Consider the following 21,430-nt stretch of genomic DNA (forward strand, 5'->3'; position numbering starts at 1 on the left):
CAAGTTTTTTCGGGACCCGGGAATGACCCGAGCCCTCCTGCGTTGCATTGAGTCGAAGGCACTCAAGTTCCCCAGGAGGTCCCTTTGCCAGAGACGTTCGGCCCGACCGGTGGCAACGACTCGTTCGACGAGTTCCTCGCCCGCCTGCTCGCGGCACAGCGCACCGGTGACCAGCAGCGCGTCCGCGCGTTCGGTCGACCGGTCGACATCACCCGGCTGCTCAGCCGACGGACCCACGAGCTGCTCCAGCACACCGCCGAGTACGCGGTCGCGCATGGGCAGCGCGAGATCGACGCACTGCACATCCTGCACGTGCTCGTCCGCACCGAACCGTTCGACGCCGTCGTGCGTTCCGCCGGGGTCGACCCCCGGCGACTCGCCGAGGAGATCGAGCAGCGCCTGCCGATGGCGCACGAGCCGCTGGCCGAGCAGACCGGCCGCCCGGCACTGACCGGCACCGCCCAGCGCATCCTCGTCGAGGCGACGCAGGCCGCGCGGGGCTTCGGCAGCACCTACACCGACCCCGAGCACGTCTTCTTCGCGCTCGTGATGGACCAGGAGACCGTGACCGGCCAGCTGCTCGCCAGCGCCGGGATCACCCCGCAGGTCATGCAGGACTACGCCCAGCAGGCCGCGGCAGCAGCACGAGAGGGGCGCCCCATGCCCGGAACACCCGACGCCGTCGGCACCGACCAGGCCACCGACAGCGACACCCCGACGCTCGACCAGTTCGGCACCGACCTGACCGAGCGCGCCCGTGACGGGCACGTCGACCCGGTGATCGGCCGCGCCGACGAGATCGAGCAGACCGTCGAGATCCTGCTCCGCCGCACCAAGAACAACCCGGTGCTGATCGGTGAGCCCGGCGTCGGCAAGACCGCGATCGTCGAGGGCCTCGCCCAGCGCATCGTCGACGGTGACGTCCCCGCCCTGCTGCAGGGCAAGCGGGTCGTCGCACTCGACCTGCCCGGCATGCTCTCCGGCACCCGCTACCGCGGCGACTTCGAGGAGCGCCTGACCAAGGCGATGGACGAGATCGCGGCGCACGCCGACGAGCTCATCGTCTTCGTCGACGAGCTCCACACCGTCGTCGGCGCCGGTGGCGGCGGCGAGGGCGGCTCGATGGACGCCGGCAACATCCTCAAGCCCCGGCTCGCCCGCGGCGACCTGCACCTGGTCGGCGCGACGACGCTCAACGAGTACCGCCGGATCGAGAAGGACGCCGCACTCGAGCGCCGGTTCCAGCCCGTCACGGTGGGGGAGCCGAACGTCGAGGACGCCGTCGCGATCCTGACCGGCCTCGCCCCGCGCTACGAGGAGCACCACGGCGTCGTCTACACGCCCGAGGCACTCCGCGCCGCCGTCGAGCTCTCGCACCGCTACGTGACCGACCGGCACCTGCCGGACAAGGCCATCGACCTCATCGACCAGGCCGGCGCACGTCGTCGCCTCGCCCTGTCGGGCGACGTCGACGTCGAGGCGCTGCGTGCCCAGGTCACCGACCTGACGGCCCGCAAGGACCGCGCTGTCGCCGAGGAGCACTACGAGGAAGCGTCCGACCTGCGCGACGAGATCGTCGGACTGGAGGCCCGGATCACCGCCGCCTCGTCGGCCGACGCCACCCGCGCCTCCCGTCCGGAGTCCGCGGACACGTTGATCACGGAGGCCGACATCGCCGCGGTGGTGTCCCGCGCCACCGGGATCCCGGTGACCCGCCTCGGCTCGGCCGACAAGACGCGGCTCGCCGCGCTCGAGTCCGAGCTGCACGACCGCGTCGTCGGCCAGGACGACGCCGTGCGCGCGATCGCGAAGGCGGTGCGGCGAAGCCGGACCGGCATGGGCGACCCGCGTCGTCCGGTGGGCAGCTTCCTGTTCCTCGGCCCGACGGGTGTCGGCAAGACCGAACTCGCGAAGGCCCTGGCGTCGTCGCTGTTCGGTGACGAGTCCGCCATGCTCCGCTTCGACATGAGCGAGTTCGGCGAACGCCACACCGTGTCCCGCCTGGTCGGTGCCCCTCCCGGGTACGTCGGCTACGACGAGGCCGGCCAGCTCACCGAGCGAGTCCGCCGCAACCCGTACTCGGTGATCCTGCTCGACGAGGTCGAGAAGGCCCACCCGGACGTCTTCAACCTGCTGCTGCAGGTCCTCGACGACGGCCGGCTCACCGACGGGCAGGGGCGGACGGTCGACTTCCGGAACACCGTCGTCATCATGACGTCGAACATCGGCTCGGAGTTCCTGGCCTCCCGCTCGGGAGCGCTCGGGTTCTCCCCCGTCGGTGCCACCGACGGCTACGCGGAAGACGACCTGCGGGCCCGCGTGATGGGCAAGCTGCGCGAGGCGATGCGGCCCGAGTTCATCAACCGCATCGACGAGATCGTGCTGTTCCGCAAGCTCGACCGATCCCAGATCGCGTCGATCGTGTCGCTGCTGCTGCAGGACACGGCGCTCCGGCTGGTCGCACAGGACATGCTCCTGTCGGTGTCCGACGCGGCGGTCGACTGGCTCGCCGAGCACGGGTACGAGCCGGAGTACGGCGCCCGCCCGCTCCGTCGACTCATCCAGCGCGAGGTCGACGACCGCATCGCGACCCTGGTGGTCGAGGGCGGGGTCGCCGCGGGTGACACCGTGCGGATCGACGTCGAGGGCGATGCACTGACGGCGAGCGTCGCGGAGCACGCGGCGGTCTAGTCCGGTCGCGCGCACGCGAGGGCCCGGTACCGATTCGGTACCGGGCCTTCGGCGTGCACGGACCGCCGCGGTGTTGCGCCGCGCGCCGCCGCCGCGCACCGCCGCCGCCGCGCACCGTGCGTGCTCCGTCATACGGTGCGAGGTTGCCCGCACCGTGCGCGCCTGCGATCCCGCACCGAGCGCGCAGGCTGCCACCGGTCCGCCGACGGCGCACGGTGCAGCCGCGAGGCCCGGCGCCGCTCGCTCACGCCTCTGAGCCCGTCGTCGGCGCACGCCCCGCCACCGGGTGCGGGGTCGACCGCTCGGTGCGCGACGGGAACTCGGCACGCAGTCGGCTCGTCGACACCAGAACAGGAACCTCGCACCGTGATCAGCCTGTTCGTGAATGCAATTCCGGATGTTTTCCGGAAAAGGGGTTGCGCTCTGAATTGCGGTGCCGATAGTGTTCACTCGTCGCGAACGGTCGAACATTCGACCCAGACGACTCCGCCAGCTCGAGACCGAAAGGGGGCCGACCCATGATGATCACAACGACCACTCCGTTCCGCGGAATCCGTGGACGCGTCGGTACCCCGTTCCGCGTCCGCTGACCCGGGGCGTCCCACTCTCCTGACACCTGTGCCTCCGGGCACTGTGCGCTGAGCCGATCAGGCTCGCGCAGCACCGGTTCGTTCGTCTGCTGAACGGCTCGTCGACTCGTCGATGCGTGCCGTCCGATCTGCGCGGACGACGCCGGAAGAATGTCGGTGGACAGTGCGACGCTCTCGGCGTCGACGAGCATTCCGCGATCGTTGTCCGAACATTTCCGGACCACCCCGGAGTGCATTCTCACGCATTCAATTCCTGCTGCCCGCAACCCGGGCGGATTCGTCCTGCCCGACACCCGGGCAGCTCTGCCGTGCCCTGAAGGGGAACACCGTGTCCACGAAGACCACCACCCGTCCACCCGATACCCGCGCGGTGCGCCGCCGGGTCTCACTCGCCGACCGCATCGCACTCCGAGTCGGGATGTCGCTCATCATCTGGAGCCGACGCACCCGCAAGGAGCGGCCCCAGGTCGACCTCGCCACGCTGGCGCGCATGGAGCGCGAACGCCAGCAGCGCGAGGCCGACTGGATCACCCAGGGGGCCGCCATGCGGATGTGGCGCTGACCCACGGTGCTGCTCGCCGGCGCTGTCGTCGGCGTCGTCGTCACGCATGCACGCGGGCACGCACGCACCGTGCGTCGTTCCGAAGCCCGTGCGACCTGAACGGCTCGGTGCGAGGAAACAACCTCGCACCGAGCCGTCTTCGGCGAACCGTCCGGCGAAGGCTGCACCGTGCAGCGAACGGTCAGCCCCGCACGAGGCGACCGCCCTCGCACCGTGCGCCGACGTGTCGGACGCACCCCGGGCCTCCCGTACCGTTGGTGGGTGACCGAAACCGCAGCTGCACTCGTCGAACGCCTCACCGCCCTCGTACCGGACTTCCCGAAGGCGGGGGTGCTCTTCCGCGACGTGACGCCGGTGTTCTCCGACGCCGTCGCGTTCGGCCGCGTGTGCGAAGCACTCGCGGCACCGTTCGCGGTCGGAGCCGGGTTCGACGCGGTCGCCGGCATCGAGGCCCGGGGCTTCGCACTGGCCGGGGGCATCGCCGCCCAGCACCAGGTCGGCGTGCTCACCGTGCGCAAGGCGGGCAAGCTCCCCGGCGAGGTCCTCAGCGAGCAGTACGCGCTGGAGTACGGCGAGGCCGAACTCGAACTGCGCCCCGGTCAGCTGCCCGCCGGCACGCGGGTGCTCGTCGTCGACGACGTCCTGGCCACCGGGGGGACCGGCGCCGCCACCATCACGCTGCTCGAACGCGCCGGCTACCAGGCCATCGGCTTCGCCGCCCTGCTCGAGCTCGACGGCCTGAACGGGCGCGAGCGTCTCGAGCCGCGGCTGCCCGTCGCGACGCTCGGCGCCGTCCCGGCCTGAGTGGGGCCGACTGCGCGGTCGGGGCGGCATCCGTCCTCTCCACAGGCGCATCCGCGGCGTCCGCACGCGAGCACGTCTCGCACTAGTCTTGACGCACCATTTCGATCGAGGAGTCCCATCATCGTGACCGAGTCAGTCGCACCCGCGCCCGCCGAGCTTCCCCAGGCACCCGAGCCCCGGACCGCGACGACGACCACGACCGGCACCGAGCTCTTCGACGGTGAGCGCGGCGTGGTCGCGATCCGCGTCGACGGTGTCCTGAAGGACCTCGCGGCGGACGTGCAGGCCGGCGAGACCGCCGAGGCCGTCACCCTGCAGGAGCAGGACGGACTCGACATCCTCCGGCACTCGGCCGCCCACGTGCTGGCGCAGGCCGTGCAGCAGATCAACCCGGACGCCAAGCTCGGCATCGGGCCGCCCGTCACCGACGGCTTCTACTACGACTTCGACGTCGCCGAGCCCTTCACCCCCGAAGACCTCAAGGCGATCGAGAAGGGCATGGACCGCATCGTCAAGCAGGCCCAGCGCTTCCGTCGCGTGGTCGTCACCGACGAGCAGGCACGCGAGCTGATGGCGGGGGAGCCCTACAAGCAGGAGCTCATCGGCCTCAAGGGTGCGGCGTCCGACGGCGACTCCGGCGAGAGCGTCGAGGTCGGCGCCGGCGAGCTCACCGTGTACGAGAACGTCGACCCGAAGTCGGGCGAGGTGCTCTGGCAGGACCTCTGCCGCGGCCCGCACGTCCCGCACACCCGCTGGATCGGCAACGCCGCCAAGCTCATGCGCGTCGCCGCCGCGTACTGGCGCGGCTCCGAGAAGAACCCGCAGCTGCAGCGCATCTACGGCACCGCCTGGCCCGACAAGGACCAGCTCAAGGCGTACCTGGTGCGCCTCGAGGAAGCCGCCAAGCGCGACCACCGCAAGCTCGGCGCCGAACTCGACCTGTTCTCGTTCCCCGACGAGATCGGTTCCGGCCTGGCGATCTTCCACCCGAAGGGCGGCATCATCCGCCGCGAGATGGAGGACTACTCGCGCCGTCGGCACGAGGAGAACGGCTACTCGTTCGTCTACACGCCCCACATCACCAAGGGCGACCTGTTCGAGACCTCCGGGCACCTCGGCTGGTACAAGGACGGCATGTTCCCGGCCATGCACATGGACGAGGCGAAGGACGAGGACGGCAACGTCACCCGGCAGGGCGCCGACTACTACCTCAAGCCGATGAACTGCCCGATGCACATCCTGGCGTACCGGTCGCAGCCCCGCTCGTACCGCGACCTGCCGCTCCGGATGTTCGAGTTCGGCACGGTGTACCGCAACGAGAAGTCCGGCGTCATCCACGGCCTCACGCGCGTGCGCGGCCTGACCCAGGACGACGCGCACATCTTCACCACGCAGGAGAAGATGAAGGAGGAGCTGACAACGACCCTCGCGTTCGTGCTCTCGCTCCTGCGCGACTACGGCCTCGACGACTTCTACCTCGAGCTCTCCACGAAGGACCCGGAGAAGTACGTCGGTGACGACGAGGTCTGGGACGTGGCGACGGAGACCCTGCGCCAGGTCGCCGAGGAGTCCGGCCTCGAGCTGGTGCCGGACCCCGCCGGTGCGGCGTTCTACGGCCCGAAGATCTCGGTGCAGGCCCGCGACGCCATCGGGCGCACCTGGCAGATGTCGACCGTGCAGCTCGACTTCAACCTGCCCGAGCGCTTCGGCATCGACTACACCGCGGCCGACGGCTCGCGTCAGCGTCCGGTGATGATCCACCGCGCGCTGTTCGGCTCGATCGAGCGCTTCTTCGGGGTCCTCACCGAGCACTACGCGGGTGCGTTCCCGGCGTGGCTGTCGCCCGTCCAGGTCGTCGGCATCCCGGTCGCGGCCGAGTACGGCGACTACCTCGACGAGGTCATCGCGAAGCTCCGTGCCCACGGTGTCCGTGCCGAGGTCGACCACTCGGACGACCGCATGCAGAAGAAGATCCGCACGCACACCAAGGCGAAGGTGCCGTTCCAGCTCATCGCCGGTGGCGACGACCGCGACGCCGGCGCCGTCAGCTTCCGCTTCCGCGACGGCCGCCAGGACAACGCGGTGCCCGTCGACGAGGCCGTGGACCGCATCCTCACCGCGATCCGCGAGCGCACGCAGGTCTGATGGCACCGTCGGGAGGCCCGGAGCAGGCCGCGGGGACCGGTCACGTCGACGACGTGGCCGGTCCCACCGCCGCGGGCACCGAGGGCGCGGACACCGATCCGCTGGTGATCCGCGATGCGGCCACCGGTGCAGCCGTCCCGGACGCGTTCCAGCGGCTCTGGAACCCGCACCGGATGGCCTACATCGACGCCGGCCGCGAAGGCCGGGGTCGCGGCCACGACGACGACTGCCCGTTCTGCGAAGCCCCGCGGATGTCCGACGAGGACGCCCTGATCGTGGCCCGGGGCGAGCACGCCTACGTGCTGCTCAACCTGTTCCCGTACAACAACGGGCACCTGCTGGTCTGCCCGTACCGCCACGTCCCGCTCTACGACGAGGCCACGCCGGACGAACTGCGCGAGATCGGCGAGCTGACCCAGACCGCGATGCGGGTCCTGCGCGAGGTCTCGCACTGCGACGGGTTCAACATCGGCATGAACCAGGGCGAGGTCGCCGGTGCCGGCGTGGCCGCACACCTGCACCAGCACATCGTTCCGCGGTGGCAGTCGGACGCGAACTTCTTCCCGATCATCGCCCGGACCAAGTCCATGTCGCAGTTGCTCGGCGAGACCCGTCGACTCGTCGCCGACGGGTGGCCCCGGGCGCACTAGACTGGTCGGCATCATGAGCGACAGCACCAGCACCTCCGGCACCCCTGGCACCTCGATCACCGGCTCTGACCGCGTCAAGCGCGGACTCGCCGAGATGCTCAAGGGCGGCGTGATCATGGACGTCGTCGACGCCGAGCAGGCCCGCATCGCGGAAGAAGCCGGTGCGACCGCCGTCATGGCCCTCGAGCGCGTCCCCGCCGACATCCGTGCGCAGGGCGGCGTCGCCCGCATGTCGGACCCCTCGATGATCGAGGAGATCATCGCCGCGGTGTCGATCCCCGTCATGGCGAAGGCCCGCATCGGCCACTTCGTCGAGGCGCAGGTGCTGCAGGAGCTCGGTGTCGACTACATCGACGAGTCCGAGGTGCTGTCGCCGGCCGACTACGTGAACCACATCGACAAGTGGAAGTTCACCACTCCCTTCGTCTGCGGTGCCACCAACCTGGGCGAGGCGCTCCGTCGCATCACCGAGGGTGCGGCCATGATCCGTTCCAAGGGCGAGGCCGGCACGGGCGACGTGTCCGAGGCCACCAAGCACATCCGGACCATCACCAAGGAGATCGCGGCGCTCCGCAACCTGCGTGACGACGAGCTCTACGTCGCCGCCAAGGAGCTCCAGGCGCCGATCGACGTCGTGCAGGAAGTCGCCCGCACCGGCAAGCTCCCCGTCGTCCTCTTCACCGCCGGTGGTGTCGCCACCCCGGCCGACGCCGCGATGATGATGCAGCTCGGCGCCGACGGTGTCTTCGTCGGGTCCGGCATCTTCAAGTCCGGCGACCCGGCGGCCCGTGCCGCTGCGATCGTCAAGGCGACGACCTTCCACGACGACCCCCGGGTCATCGCCGAGGTCTCCCGTGGTCTGGGCGAGGCGATGGTCGGCATCAACGTCGCCGACGTCCCCGCTCCGCACCGCCTCGCCGAGCGTGGCTGGTAGTCCGACGAGCGGCGCTCGGCCCCGCATCGGGGTCCTGGCGCTGCAGGGTGACTTCCGCGAACACATCGCCTCGCTGACGGAGCTCGGCGCCGACGTGGTGCCGCTCCGTCGCCCGGAGGAGATCGAGACCCTCGACGGTGTCGTGATCCCCGGGGGCGAGTCCAGCGTGATGGACAAGCTGTCCCGCGCGTTCGGCGTCGCAGATCCCCTCGCCGACGCGATCCGCGGTGGCCTGCCCACCTACGGCACCTGCGCCGGCATGATCATGCTGTCGTCGCGGATCACCGACGGCATCAGCGGGCAGCAGACCCTCGACGTGCTCGACACCACCGTTCGCCGCAACGCGTTCGGTGCGCAGAACGACTCGTTCGAGATCGACATCCCGATGCCCGACCTCGGCGAGGCCCCTGTGCACGCGGTGTTCATCCGCGCCCCCGTCGTGGAGCAGCGTGGCGACGACGTCCACGTCCTCGGTGCGCTGCCCGACGGACAGGTCGTGGCGGTGCAGCAGGGCAACGTCATCGCCAGCGCGTTCCACCCCGAGGTCGCCGGCGAGGACCGCTTCCACCGCCGGTTCCTCGACCTGGTGCGCAGCGCCTGAGGCGTCACCGCCCGCCCGCCGCACCGGCGGGACGGAAGCCGCGCCGCGCCTCCAGGCCGGTGTTCGGCCCACAGGGCCGCTAAACTGAGCGGGACTTTCCGCAAGACGCAAGGAGAACCGTGTCCGGGCATTCCAAGTGGGCAACGACCAAGCACAAGAAGGCGGTCATCGACCAGCGCCGTGCCAAGTCGTTCGCCAAGCTGATCAAGAACATCGAGGTCGCCGCGAAGATGGGCGGTGCCGACATGTCCGGCAACCCGACCCTGGTCGACGCCGTGCAGAAGGCGAAGAAGACCTCGGTCCCCAACGACAACATCGACCGCGCCGTCAAGCGCGGTGCGGGTCTCACGGGTGAGACCATCGAGTACACGACGATCATGTACGAGGGCTACGGCCCCAACGGCGTCGCGATGCTCATCGAGTGCCTCACGGACAACAAGAACCGTGCCGCGGCCGAGGTCCGGACCGCGATGTCGCGCAACGGCGGCACCATGGCCGACCCGGGCAGCGTCGCCTACAACTTCTCGCGCAAGGGCGTCATCTCGGTCACGAAGACCGACGGCCTCGACGAGGACACCGTGATGACCGCGGTGCTGGACGCCGGTGTCGAGGACGTCATCGACCAGGGCGGCGGCTTCGAGATCATCACCGAAGCGAGCGACCTGGTCGCCGCCCGCACCGCACTGCAGGACGCCGGCATCGACTACGACTCCGCCGACGCCGAGTTCGTCCCCGGCCTCAAGGTCCCGGTCGACGCCGAGACCGCCCGCAAGGTGTTCCGCCTGATCGACGCGCTCGAGGACTCGGACGACGTGCAGAACGTCTACTCGAACTTCGACATCCCCGCGGACGTCCAGGCCGAGCTCGACGAGGACGAGGGCGAGTAGCCGTGCTCCGTGTGCTCGGGGTGGACCCCGGGCTCACCCGGTGCGGCGTCGGCGTCGTCGAGGTCGCACCGAACCGGCGCGCACGACTCGTCCACGTGACGGTCGTGCGCACCCCGCCGGACATGCCGCTCGAGCAGCGGCTCCTCCGCATCGCCGACGGCATCGCCGCCGAGATCGACGAGCACCACCCCGATGCGGTCGCCGTCGAGCGGGTGTTCGCGCAGGCGAACGTCCGGACCGTGATGGGGACCGCGCAGGCTGCCGGCCTGGCGCTGCACGCCGCGGCCGCCCGCGGCCTGCCCGTCGGGCTGCACACCCCGTCCGAGGTCAAGGCCGCCGTCACCGGCTACGGCAACGCCGACAAACGTCAGGTGCAGACCATGATCGCGCGCGTGCTCGGGCTCGACGAGGCCCCGAAGCCGGCCGACGCCGCCGACGCGCTCGCGTTGGCCGTGTGCCATGCCTGGAGGCTCGGGTCACCCGACGCCGCTGGCTCGCGTGCCACGAACCTCACCCCCGCACAGCGCGCCTGGCGGGACGCGCAGGGCGGTACCGTCGACTCGCCGCTGGCCCGCGCGGCCGCCGCCGCGGCCCGCCCGCAGCGTGGCAGGTCGGCGTCGTCGGTGGCCGGCCCTAGGCTCGGAGCATGATCGCGAGTCTCCGGGGCACCTGCATCGACATCGCCGGTTCGGCCGTGGTGATCGAGGTCGGGGGAGTCGGGTACGCCGTCACCGTGACCCCCGCACACGCGTTGACGATGCGCCACGGGTCCGAGGTGTTCGTGCGGACCGCCATGATCGTGCGCGAGGACGAGCACCTGCTCTTCGGCTTCGAGTCGACCGACGCGCTGCAGGTGTTCGACCTGCTCCGCGGGGTCTCCGGCGTCGGCCCGAAGTCCGCGATGGGCGTCCTGGCCCACATGGACCCGGCACAGATCGCGAACGCCGTCGCGAACGAGGACGACGGCGCGTTCCGCAAGGTCTCCGGCATCGGCCCGAAGACCGCCAAGCTCATCATCGTCGCGCTCTCTGGCAAGCTCGTGGCCTTCGAGCAGGCTGCCGTGGTCGCCGCCGCACGGGGGACCGCAGTCCACCCCGCCGCGCTCGACGTCGTCTCGGCGCTCATCGGCCTCGGCTGGCGCGAAGACGCGGCGCAGACCGCGGTCGACGACGCCGTCGCCAACGAGCCCGGTGCCGCCGCGATGGGTACCCAGGCCCTGCTCCGCGCCGCCCTCGGTGCGCTCCGACCCGCGGCAGCCGGCCGGTGAGCGGCATCACGTCCGCCGGCGCCGAGTCGCAGGAAGAACTTGCGTTCGAAGGTGCGCTCCGTCCGCGCTCGCTCGACGAGTTCGTCGGGCAGCGCAAGGTCCGCGGGCAGCTCGACCTGCTCCTCAAGGCCGCGGGCATGCAAGAGCGCACGCCCGACCACATCCTGATGGCGGGTCCTCCCGGCCTCGGCAAGACCACGCTCGCGATGATCGTCGCGCACGAGACCGGGCGACCGCTGCGCATGTCGAGCGGCCCGGCGATCCAGCACGCCGGTGACCTCGCCGCCGTGCTGTCGTCCCTGGTCCCGGGCGAAGTGCTGTTCATCGACGAGATCCACCGCATGGCCCGCTCGGCTGAAGAGATGCTCTACCTGGCGATGGAGGACTTCCGCATCGACGTGATGGTGGGCAAGGGTGCCGGTGCCACGAGCATCCCGCTCGACCTCGCGCCGTTCACGCTCGTCGGGGCCACCACCCGGGCCGGCCTGCTGCCGAACCCGCTGCGCGACCGCTTCGGGTTCACCGCCCACCTCGAGTTCTACGAGAAGGACGAGCTCGAGCAGGTCCTGATCCGTGCGGCCCACCTGCTCGAACTCGACATCGACCGGACCGCCCTGCGCGAGATCGCCGGACGCTCCCGTGGCACCCCACGCATCGCGAACCGCCTGCTCCGCCGGGTGCGCGACTACGCCCTCGTGCACCGCACCACCGACGGCATGGCCGCGGTCCAGGGTGCGCTCGACCTGTACGACGTCGACGAACTCGGCCTCGACCGGCTCGACCGAGCCGTCGTCGAGACCATGCTGACCCGGTTCGACGGGGGCCCGGTCGGCCTGAACACCCTCGCCGTCTCCGTCGGCGAGGAGTCCGAGACCATCGAGTCGGTCGTCGAACCGTTCCTCGTCCGCGTCGGACTCGTGACCCGCACCCCCGCGGGCGCATCGCGACACCCCGGGCCTGGCGACACCTCGGCCTCACCCCGGGGCAGGGCGACGGCGGGCAGCCGGGGCTCTTCGACGACCCGGAACCCACCGCCTGACCGCCGATCAGTCGGGTGACATGCCACGGACACCGGCGTGCCCTAGACTGCTACGGCCCGAAACCGAGCAACCAGAGAAGGCAACGCATCATGGGTCAAGAAGTCATCCTCATCGTCATCGTCGTGGCGTTCGCGGCCTTCATGTTCTACAACAGCCGCAAGCGCAAGAAGCAGCAGGCCGAACTCGTGGACAAGATGGTCCCGGGCGCCAAGGTCATGCTGTCCTTCGGCCTCTACGGCACGCTCCTCTCCGTGAACGAGGAGAAGGTCACCGCTGACGTCGAGATCGCACCGGGGACCGTCGTCACCGTGCACCGTCAGACCCTGTCGCGCGTCGTCGACGACAACGCGTCCGACGTCGAGACCACCACGACCACCGAGGACGAGCCGAAGCCGGTGGCCGAGCTCAACGGTGAGCCGGTCTACGGCGAGCGGGTCGACACCGACCGTGTCGACGAGACCGACGCCACGAAGCGCAAGTCCGACGACTGACGCCCTCGGCCGCCGGGTCGTCTGACCCGGTGGCTTCCCTCTGCCGTCGCACGGTGTGCCGACGGTCCTGAACAGAAAGACGAGACGACCGGTGGCACGATCGACACCCGTCAAGAAGGCGCTGCGCTCGCTCACCTGGTTGGTGATCCTGATGGCGATCCTCGCCGGCGTGAACACCGCCGCGTCGATCCTCGCCGGCTCTTCGAAGGACGACACCGACAAGTGGTACCAGGGCGCGAGCTGGGTGCCGGAGCTGGCTCTGGACCTGCAGGGCGGCACGCAGCTGACCCTCGCGGCGCAGAACACCGAGGGCGACTCCGTCACCTCGCAGCAGCTGCAGCAGGCGGTGAACATCATCCGCCAGCGCATCGACGCCACCGGTGTCTCCGAGTCCGAGATCAACACCCAGGGCGCGAACAACATCGTCGTCTCGATCCCGGGTCGTCCCGACAAGGCCACGATCGACCGCATCGAGGCAGCCGCGAAGCTGACCTTCCGTCCGGTGCTCTTCACCGAGGCCGCGACGAACTCCGCCGTCGGTGACGACGGCAAGGGCACCGCCTCGGCCACGCCGTACTCGCCGCCGGCCTCGCTCGCCGCGACGCCGAGCGCGAAGCCGACCAACGCGAGCGACCTGAACTGGGTCACGCCGAAGCTGCAGGACCTGTACACCAACTACAACTGCGCTGCTCCGGACGACGTCACCACGGCGCCCGACGACGAGCCCCTGGTCACCTGTGACCAGGACGGCGCGGGGAAGTACATCCTCGGACCGGTCGAGGTCTCCGGTGCCGACATCAGCAACGCCACCTCGGGTCTCGCCACCGACTCGCAGGGCACGTCGACCGGCCAGTGGGCCGTCAACCTGACGTTCAACGGCGAGGGCTCGAAGGACTTCCGCACCGTCACGAACCGTCTCGTCTCGCTCCAGCAGCCGCAGAACCAGTTCGCGATCGTGCTCGACGGTTCGGTCATCACCGCGCCGACGACGAACTCCGCGATCACGAACGGCAAGGCGCAGATCACCGGCTCGTTCACGGCCGAGTCGTCGAAGACCCTGGCGGACCAGCTCAAGTACGGTGCGCTGCCGATCAACTTCCAGGTGCAGTCGAACGAGAACATCTCGGCGACGCTCGGCACCGCGCAGCTCATCGGTGGCCTCGTCGCGGGCCTGATCGGGCTGATCCTGGTGATCATCTACTCGGTCATCCAGTACCGGGCCCTGGCCTTCGTCACCGTGCTGTCGCTCGGGATCGCCGCGGTGCTCACCTACCTGGTGATCGCGATCATGTCGTGGCGCGTCGACTACCGCCTGTCCTTGGCGGGTGTGGCGGGTCTGATCGTCGCGATCGGCATCACGGCGGACTCGTTCATCGTCTACTTCGAGCGCATCCGTGACGAACTCCGCGACGGCCGTGCCCTCGAGAGCGCGGTCGAGTCCGGCTGGAAGCGCGCCCTCCGCACGATCCTGGCGTCCGACGCGGTGAACTTCCTCGCCGCCGTCACGCTCTACGTGCTCGCGGTCGCCGACGTGAAGGGCTTCGCGTTCACGCTGCTCCTCACGACGCTGATCGACATCGTGGTGGTCGCGCTCTTCACCCACCCGATGATGCAGCTCATCGCCCGCAGCCGGTTCTTCGGCGAGGGGCACCGGTTCAGTGGTCTCGACCCGGCAGCACTCGGTGCCGTCTACCGGGGACGCGCCCAGTTCCGCGCACCCGTCGTGGACGGCAAACGCCAGCGCAGTGCCGGTGAGGCACAGCGCCGACAGACGATCGCGGAGCGGAAGGCCCAGCAGGCCTCCGGCGACAACGGCTCGACGCCGGACGGGAAGGACGACTGATGGCCAGCTTCAGCCAGTTCGGCAGCGACCTCTACACGGGGAAGCGGTCGTACGACATCATCGGGCGCCGGAAGACCTGGTACCTGATCGCCCTCGCGATGATCGTGATCTCACTCGTCACCCCGTGGCTCCGTGGCGGGTACCAGCTCGGCATCGAGTTCACCGGCGGCTCGGAGTTCACGATCTCCGACGTCAAGACGCTCGACCAGAACCTCGCCACCGAGACCGTCGAGGACGTCGTCCCGGAGTCCATCCCGCGCGTCTCGCAGCTCGGCACGCACGGCATCCGCGTGCAGACCGGGCAGCTCACCGACCGGCAGACGACCGAGGTGCAGGACGCCCTGGCGAAGGCCTACGACGTCCCGGAGAGCCAGGTCGCCGCGACCTTCATCGGTGCAACGTGGGGTGCCGACGTGCTCGCGCAGGCCATCCGTGGTCTCGTGATCTTCCTCGCCCTCGCCGCGGTCTTCATGACGCTGTACTTCCGCACCTGGAAGATGTCGCTGTCCGCGATGGCGGCGCTGCTGCACGACCTGCTCATCACGGCCGGCGTGTACGGCATCGTCGGACTCGAGGTCACGCCGGCGGCGGTCATCGGGTTCCTGACGATCCTCGGGTACTCGCTCTACGACACCGTGGTGGTCTTCGACAAGGTGCGTGAGAACACCGCGCAGGAATCCATCCGGACGTTCAAGCAGTCGGTCAACCTCGCGGTGAACCAGACCCTCGTCCGGTCGATCAACACCTCGGTCGTGGCACTGCTGCCGGTCGCGGCGATCCTCTTCATCGGGTCGTACGTGCTCGGTGCCGGCACCCTGCGCGACATCTCGCTCGCACTGTTCATCGGCATCATCGTCGGCACCTACTCGACGATCTTCATCGCGTCGCCGATGTACGCGCAGCTGCGCGAGAACGAGCCGAAGATCAAGGAGTCCGACGCCAAGAAGACCGCGGCGGCCGAGAAGCGCCGGCGTGAGGTCGACGCGGCAGAGGCGAGCGTCTGATGCCCATCGAGATCCAGGAGATCGACGTCGCCGAGGCGCAGCGCCGCCTCGACGCCGGAGCCCGCCTGTTCGACGTCCGCGAGCAGGGGGAGTGGGACGAGGTCCACGCTCCCCAGGCCACGCTCGTGCCGATGTCGGAGTTCGTGGACCGCTGGCAGGAGATCGACGGCGGCGACCAGCCGGCCATCATCGTCTGCCACTCCGGCGGCCGGTCGTCGCGCATCGTCGCGGCGCTCGAGCAGTCGGGCGTGCCGGCCGTCAACCTCTCCGGCGGCATGCTCGCGTGGGAGCAGGCGGGGGCGCCGGTGCAGCGCGACGCCCAGGGCGAACCGCGTCACGGGCACTGACCGGGGACGCGTAGTCTTGTCGGATCGAGCTCGGATCGAGCTCTCGGACCGAGTCCTGGGAGGCGCATCATGACGGACACCCGCGAAGAGCCGTCCGCGCCGAGCCGCCCGGGTTCCGCTCCACGGCCCTCGAGTCCGATCGGTCCGAACACCACCGGCAACCTCGGTTCCCTCCGCTCGCTGCTGCCGCGCCTGTTCTCGCGCGCCCAGCCGGCCGGCGCGGTGGACACGCTGATCCGCACGGTCCGCTCGCACCACCCCAAGGCCGACGTGACGCTCATCGAGCGTGCGTACTCGGTCGCCGAGCGCGCGCACGACGGGCAGAAGCGCAAGTCCGGTGAGCCGTACATCACGCACCCCGTCGCGGTCGCGCAGATCCTGGCCGACCTCGGCATCGGCACGATCACCATCGCGGCGGCGCTCCTGCACGACACGGTCGAGGACACCGACTACCAGCTCGACCAGCTGCGGGCCGACTTCGGCGACGAGATCGCGATGCTCGTCGACGGCGTCACCAAGCTCGACAAGGTCAAGTACGGCGACAGCGCGCAGGCCGAGACCGTCCGCAAGATGGTCATCGCCATGTCGAAGGACATCCGCGTCCTCGTCATCAAGCTCGCCGACCGCCTGCACAACGCCCGCACGTGGGGCTTCGTCGAGTCCGCCTCCGCCACGCGCAAGGCGAAGGAGACGCTCGAGATCTACGCGCCGCTCGCGCACCGGCTCGGCATCCAGATGATCAAGCTCGAGCTCGAGGACCTGTCGTTCGCGGTCCTGCACCCGAAGCTCTACGTCGAGATCGACAGCCTGGTCAAGGAACGTCAGCCGAAGCGCGAGCAGTTCGTCCAGAACGTCATCGGGACCCTGAAGAAGGACCTGAAGGCCGCCAAGGTCCGTGGCGACGTCATGGGCCGGCCGAAGCAGTACTACTCGATCTACCAGAAGATGATCGTGCGGGGTCGTGAGTTCGACGAGATCTACGACCTCGTCGGCATCCGCGTGCTCGTGCCGACCGTCCGCGACTGCTACGCCATGCTCGGCTCGGTGCACGCACGGTGGACCCCGCTGCCCGGTCGCTTCAAGGACTACATCGCGACCCCCAAGTTCAACCTGTACCAGTCGCTGCACACCACGGTGCTCGGACCGCAGGGTCGTGCGGTCGAGATCCAGATCCGCACACACGAGATGCACCAGCGCGCCGAGTTCGGTGTCGCCGCCCACTGGAAGTACAAGCAGCGCGCTGCCGGCCGTGACGCCGGTACCTCGTCGACCACGGACGACCAGGACATGGCGTGGCTCGCCCACATCACCGACTGGCAGGCCGAGACCAGCGACCCGGGCGAGTTCCTCGACTCGCTGCGCTACGAGATCGGCGCCAAGGAGACCTACGTCTTCACGCCGCAGGGCAAGGTCATCGGTCTCCCCGCCGGAGCCACCCCGGTCGACTTCGCCTACGCGGTGCACACCGAGATCGGCCACCGCACGATGGGTGCGAAGGTCAACGGCCGGCTCGTCCCGCTCGAGAGCCAGCTGTCCAGCGGAGACGTCGTCGAGATCTTCACGTCGAAGAACCCCGACTCCGGCCCCTCGCAGGACTGGCTGCAGTTCGTCCGCAGTCCGCGCGCGCGCAACAAGATCAAGCAGTGGTTCACCAAGGAGCGCCGCGAAGAGGCGATCGAGCAGGGTCGCGACGCCATCGCCCGGGCGATGCGCAAGCAGAACCTGCCGCTCCAGCGCATCATGAGCCAGGACAGCATCGCCGAGGTCGCTTCGTCGATGCGGTACGAGGACGTCTCCGCCCTGTACGCCGCCATCGGCGAGGGCCACGTGTCGACGCAGTCGGTGATCGAGAAGGTCCTCGGCAACGTCCAGACCGAGACCGAGACGGACGAACCAGAACTCGCGTTCCCGCGCCAGGTCACCAGTCGTCAGCTGCGCACGAGCGACAGTGGCGTGCTCGTCCGCGGTGCGCCCGACATCCTCGTGAAGCTCGCGAAGTGCTGCACACCGGTGCCTGGCGACCAGATCGTGGGTTTCATCACCCGTGGCCAGGGCGTCTCCGTGCACCAGTCGTCGTGCACCAACGTGAAGTCGCTCATGAACGAACCCGACCGGATGATCGAGGTCGAGTGGGCCCCGTCGTCGAAGTCGGTGTTCCTGGTGCAGATCCAGATCGAGGCGCTCGATCGGTCGGGTCTGCTCAGCGACGTCACCCGGGTGCTGACCGACCACCACGTGAACATCCTGTCCGCGACGGTGTCGACCTCGTCCGACCGTCTCGCGCTCAGCCGGTTCGTGTTCGAGATGGGCGACACCATCCACCTCGACCGCGTGCTGAACGCGGTGCGACGCATCGACGCCGTCTACGACGTCTACCGCGTCAGCGCCGGCTAGCGGCAGGGCCCCGCGCGGCCCGTCCGTCGACCGGTCACAGACCGTCGGCTGCGGCCCCGCCAATCGACGGTCCGCGACCACTCGGCGGACGCGAGCGGGGTGTCCTGACCGCCCGCACGCGCCGGACCGGAGGCCCGCGGCAGCCCCGCCCCGCGCCTCCCGTGCCTCCCGCTCGTCCACCGGTCACGACTCGTCGCACGGGCACCGCCGACCGGTCACGAACCGTCGGCTGCGGCCCCGCCAATCGACGGTCCGCGACCACTCGCCGAACGCGAGCGGGGTGTCTTGACCGCCGCTACGCCCGCACGCGCCGGACCGGAGGCCCGCGGCAGCCCCGCCCCGCGCCTCCCGTGCCTCCCGCTCGTCCACCGGTCACGACTCGTCGCACGGGCACCGCCGACCGGTCACGAACCGTCGGCTGCGGCCCCGCCAACCGACAGTTCGCGACCACTCGGCGGAAGTGAGCGGGGTGTCGTGACCGCCCGGCGAACGCCCGCGCGCCGCCCTAGCGCGCAGCGCCCCCAGCCGCATCCGGCAGCCCCGGCAACCCCGGCAGCCCCGGCAACCCCGGCAGCCCCGGCAGCCCCCGCAACCGCCGCTCGGCTTGCCGCACCATGGGGATCCTCCCGAGCGACCTCAGACGCGCCTGCAGCTCGTCGGCCGTGACCGCCCCGATCGCGAGCAGCCCGTGCACGGCCGTCGCCTCGGCCACCCCGAACGCACCGGCCGTCGGCCCCGGAGTCCGGAGCAGGTCGACCGCGGTCCGCCCCGGCAGCGTGACCCGCAGCCGCGAGAGCTCGACGGTGTCGTCGACGTCGATCCGGACCTCTCGCAGGCGGACGTCCGGCCCGACGTGCACGCGCACCTGCGGAGGGATGCAGGCCTCGAGCGGCGCCGGCGGCCGGGACACCGCACCCCAGATCCACGCGGCGGTCAGCGTGCAGGCGATCAGGCGTGAGTCCCGCAGGACCCAGGCTGCAGCGGCGGCGCGCAACCACGGCGTCTGCGGTTCGGCGGGGGAGGCCCAGCAGGGACCGACGGCGACCAGCTCGCCGGCCAGGACCGCCGCACGCAGCTCGGGTTCCGGCCAGTCGTCACTGGTCAGCAGTCGCGGGCGGGGCACCCGCACATCCTGCCTGACCTGCGCGCACGACCGACAGCCCTGTGGACAAGCCGTCGACCGGCCTGGAGGCGCGTGGCGGGTCCGCACCGCGCCTCCAGGCCGTCGCCGGTCACGTCCACGGCGTCGGCCGCGTCGGCCGCGTCGACGACGCGACCAGCCGCGCCCGCGCGCCGGATCGAGCCCGACCGGACGGGACGTGCGCGCTCAGCGCAGGACGTCGGCGCGGTGCACGAGCGCAGCGGCACCGATGAGCGGACCGTCCTGGGACAACCCGGTCGGCACGATCTGGACCTTCGTGACGAACCCGAACTCGACACGCTCCGCCACGGCCTGCCGTGCGTACTCGAACAGGTCCGGCGTGACGTGCGAGAACCCGCCGCCGATGGCGACGATCTCGAGGTCGACCAGGCTCGTGGCGGCGGCGATGGCCTGCCCGAGGGCGCGGCCGCTCCGCTGGACCGCGGCGACGGCGATCTCGTCGCCGGCGGCGTAGGCGGCCGAGAGTTCCTCGCCGGTCGTGCCCGCGAAGCCCTGACGACGTGCCCAGGCCACGGTCTTCGGGCCGCTGGCGATCGCCTCGAGGCAACCGGTGCCCCCGCAGGCGCACGGGTCGTCGTAGCCGCCGCACTCGACGTGTCCGATGTGGCCGGCGTTGCCCGTGGGTCCGCTGACGGTGCGACCGTGCAGGATGAGCCCGCCGCCGACACCGGTGGAGACGATCATGCCCATGACGTGCTCGTAGCCCTGGGCCGCGCCGACCCAGTGCTCGGCGAGGGTGATCGCCAGGCCGTCCATGCGGAGCGTCACCGGGACCTCGTCCGGCACGAGCGCCGCGATCCGCTCGCGCAGCGGGTGGCCGCGCCAGACCGGCATGTTGAGCGGGGAGACGAGGCCGTGCTCCTCGTCGACGGGCCCGGCGGAACCGACGCCGACGCCCACGAGCGTCGCGTCGGCCGGCAGCGCGCCGAGCGCGGCCGTGACGACCTCGTCGACGGCGGCCTGCAGCTCGTCGGAGGTGCGCTGCGGCCCCGTGGGGCTGCGGAACCGGGTCGCCGGCAGCACGACGCCCTGGTCGGTGACGAGCGCGGCCTCGACCTTCGTGCCGCCGAGGTCGACGGCCAGGGCGAGGGCGGGGGACTGGGGTGCGGTGCTGGACATGCGCGCTCCGATGCGGCGGTCTGGAGGCACGGTGCGGGTCGCCGACGCGTCGTCGCGTCCGGTGGGCACCGGCCTGGTCGTGGTGGGTCGTGCTGGTCGCGTGGGCTCAGCACGGTGGGCTCAGCCAGGTCGGCTCAGCCCGTGGGTTCAGTAGGACGTCGTGTCGTCGCCGAGCGCCGAGGCGGCACCCGTCTCGGCGCGGTGCGCGACCTCGTCGAGGATGCGGGCCGACGCGCTCGTGCCGATGCGGTTCGCGCCCGCCTCGACCATCTCGAGCAGGGTGTCGAGCCCGCGGACACCGCCGGAGGCCTTCACCCCGGTGTCGGCACCGACCGTGCGGCGCATGAGCGCGATGTGCTCGGCCGTCGCGCCGCCGCCGGCGAACCCGGTCGAGGTCTTCACGAAGGCCGCGCCGGCGGTCTGTGCCGCACGCGAGGCCGCGACGATCTCGTCGTCGGTCAGGAACGCGGTCTCGAGGATCACCTTGACGACGGTGTCGCCGGCGGCGTCGACGACCGCGCGGACGTCCTGCTCGACGCGCTGCCAGTCGCCCGACTTCGCGGCGCCGATGTTCTGCACCATGTCGAGCTCGAACGCGCCGTCGGCCAGGGCCTGCAGCGACTCGGCGACCTTCGCCGCGGTGGACGTGGTGCCGTGCGGGAAGCCGATCACGGTGCCGACGCCGACACCGGTGCCCGTGAGGCGCTCCACGGCGTGGGCGACGTCGCTCGGACGGACGCAGACGCTGAAGACGCGGTGGGCGGTGGCTTCGTCGAGCTGGGCGTCGACGTCCGCGCGGGTGAGTTCGGGCTTCAGGATCGCGTGGTCGATGAGGCCGCGGACGGCATCGACGGTGACGGGGAAGGCTGCGTTGTCCACCCGGCAAGCCTACCCGTCAG

Annotated in this window: 18 protein-coding genes and 1 pseudogene; 16 read left to right on the plus strand and 3 right to left on the minus strand. The window is 70.5% G+C overall.

Going from position 1 to position 21,430, the window contains the following annotated elements:
• Nucleotides 1-84 precede the first annotated feature (84 nt).
• The 16 genes and pseudogenes from ACZZ9K_RS02265 to ACZZ9K_RS02340 all read left to right on the plus strand — a co-directional run bounded on the left by ACZZ9K_RS02265 (nt 85) and on the right by ACZZ9K_RS02340 (nt 18,250).
• Nucleotides 85-2,691, plus strand: coding sequence for an ATP-dependent Clp protease ATP-binding subunit (locus ACZZ9K_RS02265; protein WP_463443244.1), 2,607 nt, complete (start codon nt 85-87; stop codon nt 2,689-2,691).
• 918 nt (nt 2,692-3,609) lie between these two features.
• Complete coding sequence (locus ACZZ9K_RS02270; RefSeq protein ID WP_463443245.1) at nt 3,610-3,843, plus strand: hypothetical protein; 234 nt, start codon at nt 3,610-3,612, stop codon at nt 3,841-3,843.
• Nucleotides 3,844-4,104: 261 nt separating this feature from the next.
• Nucleotides 4,105-4,647 carry an adenine phosphoribosyltransferase gene (locus ACZZ9K_RS02275; RefSeq protein WP_463443246.1) on the plus strand — a complete coding sequence of 181 codons (543 nt, stop codon included), beginning with the start codon at nt 4,105-4,107 and terminating at the stop codon, nt 4,645-4,647.
• A gap of 123 nt (nt 4,648-4,770) precedes the next feature.
• Nucleotides 4,771-6,792, plus strand: coding sequence for a threonine--tRNA ligase (gene thrS, locus ACZZ9K_RS02280; RefSeq protein ID WP_110863745.1), 2,022 nt, complete (start codon nt 4,771-4,773; stop codon nt 6,790-6,792).
• Nucleotides 6,792-7,442, plus strand: a complete 651-nt coding sequence (locus ACZZ9K_RS02285; protein ID WP_260678866.1) for an HIT family protein — start codon at nt 6,792-6,794, stop codon at nt 7,440-7,442. The genes thrS and ACZZ9K_RS02285 overlap by 1 nt, the downstream gene beginning before the upstream one ends.
• A gap of 13 nt (nt 7,443-7,455) precedes the next feature.
• Entirely contained in the window at nt 7,456-8,376 is a 921-nt protein-coding gene (pdxS, locus tag ACZZ9K_RS02290) for a pyridoxal 5'-phosphate synthase lyase subunit PdxS (RefSeq protein WP_027465600.1), read from the plus strand.
• Nucleotides 8,366-8,977, plus strand: coding sequence for a pyridoxal 5'-phosphate synthase glutaminase subunit PdxT (gene pdxT / locus ACZZ9K_RS02295; RefSeq protein WP_463443247.1), 612 nt, complete (start codon nt 8,366-8,368; stop codon nt 8,975-8,977). Before pdxS ends, pdxT begins: the two co-directional genes overlap by 11 nt.
• Before the next feature lie 119 nt (nt 8,978-9,096).
• Complete coding sequence (locus ACZZ9K_RS02300) at nt 9,097-9,864, plus strand: YebC/PmpR family DNA-binding transcriptional regulator (protein ID WP_017887357.1); 768 nt, start codon at nt 9,097-9,099, stop codon at nt 9,862-9,864.
• A gap of 2 nt (nt 9,865-9,866) precedes the next feature.
• Nucleotides 9,867-10,514, plus strand: a complete 648-nt coding sequence (ruvC, locus tag ACZZ9K_RS02305; protein WP_434769168.1) for a crossover junction endodeoxyribonuclease RuvC — start codon at nt 9,867-9,869, stop codon at nt 10,512-10,514.
• A complete protein-coding gene (gene ruvA / locus ACZZ9K_RS02310) occupies nt 10,511-11,131 on the plus strand; it encodes a Holliday junction branch migration protein RuvA (RefSeq protein WP_463443248.1) in 621 nt (206 codons plus the stop codon). Before ruvC ends, ruvA begins: the two co-directional genes overlap by 4 nt.
• Nucleotides 11,128-12,170, plus strand: a pseudogene (gene ruvB / locus ACZZ9K_RS02315) (Holliday junction branch migration DNA helicase RuvB). Before ruvA ends, ruvB begins: the two are co-directional and overlap by 4 nt.
• A 90-nt stretch (nt 12,171-12,260) precedes the next feature.
• On the plus strand, nt 12,261-12,662 hold the full coding sequence (locus tag ACZZ9K_RS02320) for a preprotein translocase subunit YajC (protein WP_111024399.1): 402 nt from the start codon (nt 12,261-12,263) through the stop codon (nt 12,660-12,662).
• A gap of 91 nt (nt 12,663-12,753) precedes the next feature.
• Nucleotides 12,754-14,505: a protein translocase subunit SecD gene (gene secD, locus ACZZ9K_RS02325; protein WP_110860016.1), complete on the plus strand. Its 1,752-nt coding sequence runs from the start codon at nt 12,754-12,756 to the stop codon at nt 14,503-14,505.
• Nucleotides 14,505-15,509, plus strand: coding sequence for a protein translocase subunit SecF (gene secF, locus ACZZ9K_RS02330; protein WP_138803340.1), 1,005 nt, complete (start codon nt 14,505-14,507; stop codon nt 15,507-15,509). The genes secD and secF overlap by 1 nt, the downstream gene beginning before the upstream one ends.
• Complete coding sequence (locus tag ACZZ9K_RS02335; RefSeq protein ID WP_463443249.1) at nt 15,509-15,856, plus strand: rhodanese-like domain-containing protein; 348 nt, start codon at nt 15,509-15,511, stop codon at nt 15,854-15,856. The genes secF and ACZZ9K_RS02335 overlap by 1 nt, the downstream gene beginning before the upstream one ends.
• 69 nt (nt 15,857-15,925) lie before the next feature.
• Nucleotides 15,926-18,250 carry a RelA/SpoT family protein gene (locus ACZZ9K_RS02340; protein WP_231495664.1) on the plus strand — a complete coding sequence of 775 codons (2,325 nt, stop codon included), beginning with the start codon at nt 15,926-15,928 and terminating at the stop codon, nt 18,248-18,250.
• 505 nt (nt 18,251-18,755) lie between these two features.
• Here ACZZ9K_RS02340 and ACZZ9K_RS02345 read toward each other — a convergent pair.
• The 3 genes from ACZZ9K_RS02345 to deoC form a co-directional block, all read right to left on the minus strand.
• On the minus strand, nt 18,756-19,373 hold the full coding sequence (locus tag ACZZ9K_RS02345; RefSeq protein WP_463443250.1) for a type IV toxin-antitoxin system AbiEi family antitoxin: 618 nt from the start codon (nt 19,371-19,373) through the stop codon (nt 18,756-18,758).
• Nucleotides 19,374-19,577: 204 nt separating this feature from the next.
• Nucleotides 19,578-20,531: an ROK family protein gene (locus tag ACZZ9K_RS02350; RefSeq protein ID WP_463443251.1), complete on the minus strand. Its 954-nt coding sequence runs from the start codon at nt 20,529-20,531 to the stop codon at nt 19,578-19,580.
• Between the two features lie 147 nt (nt 20,532-20,678).
• The gene (gene deoC / locus ACZZ9K_RS02355; protein WP_463443252.1) at nt 20,679-21,410 is read right to left on the minus strand and encodes a deoxyribose-phosphate aldolase; all 732 of its coding nucleotides are present in this window, start codon (nt 21,408-21,410) and stop codon (nt 20,679-20,681) included.
• Nucleotides 21,411-21,430 lie beyond the last annotated feature (20 nt).

It is taken from the genome of Curtobacterium sp. AC268, assembly GCF_979258745.1.

What these genes read in the sequence shown, in the direction of transcription:
- ACZZ9K_RS02285 (WP_260678866.1), top strand. Translation starts at nt 6,792, where the DNA reads ATGGCACCGTCGGGAGGCCCGGAGCAGGCCGCGGGGACCGGTCACGTC.
- pdxS (WP_027465600.1), top strand. Translation starts at nt 7,456, where the DNA reads ATGAGCGACAGCACCAGCACCTCCGGCACCCCTGGCACCTCGATCACC.
- ruvA (WP_463443248.1), top strand. Translation starts at nt 10,511, where the DNA reads ATGATCGCGAGTCTCCGGGGCACCTGCATCGACATCGCCGGTTCGGCC.
- ACZZ9K_RS02320 (WP_111024399.1), top strand. Translation starts at nt 12,261, where the DNA reads ATGGGTCAAGAAGTCATCCTCATCGTCATCGTCGTGGCGTTCGCGGCC.
- secF (WP_138803340.1), top strand. Translation starts at nt 14,505, where the DNA reads ATGGCCAGCTTCAGCCAGTTCGGCAGCGACCTCTACACGGGGAAGCGG.
- ACZZ9K_RS02335 (WP_463443249.1), top strand. Translation starts at nt 15,509, where the DNA reads ATGCCCATCGAGATCCAGGAGATCGACGTCGCCGAGGCGCAGCGCCGC.
- ACZZ9K_RS02340 (WP_231495664.1), top strand. Translation starts at nt 15,926, where the DNA reads ATGACGGACACCCGCGAAGAGCCGTCCGCGCCGAGCCGCCCGGGTTCC.
- ACZZ9K_RS02350 (WP_463443251.1), bottom strand. Translation starts at nt 20,531, where the DNA reads ATGTCCAGCACCGCACCCCAGTCCCCCGCCCTCGCCCTGGCCGTCGAC.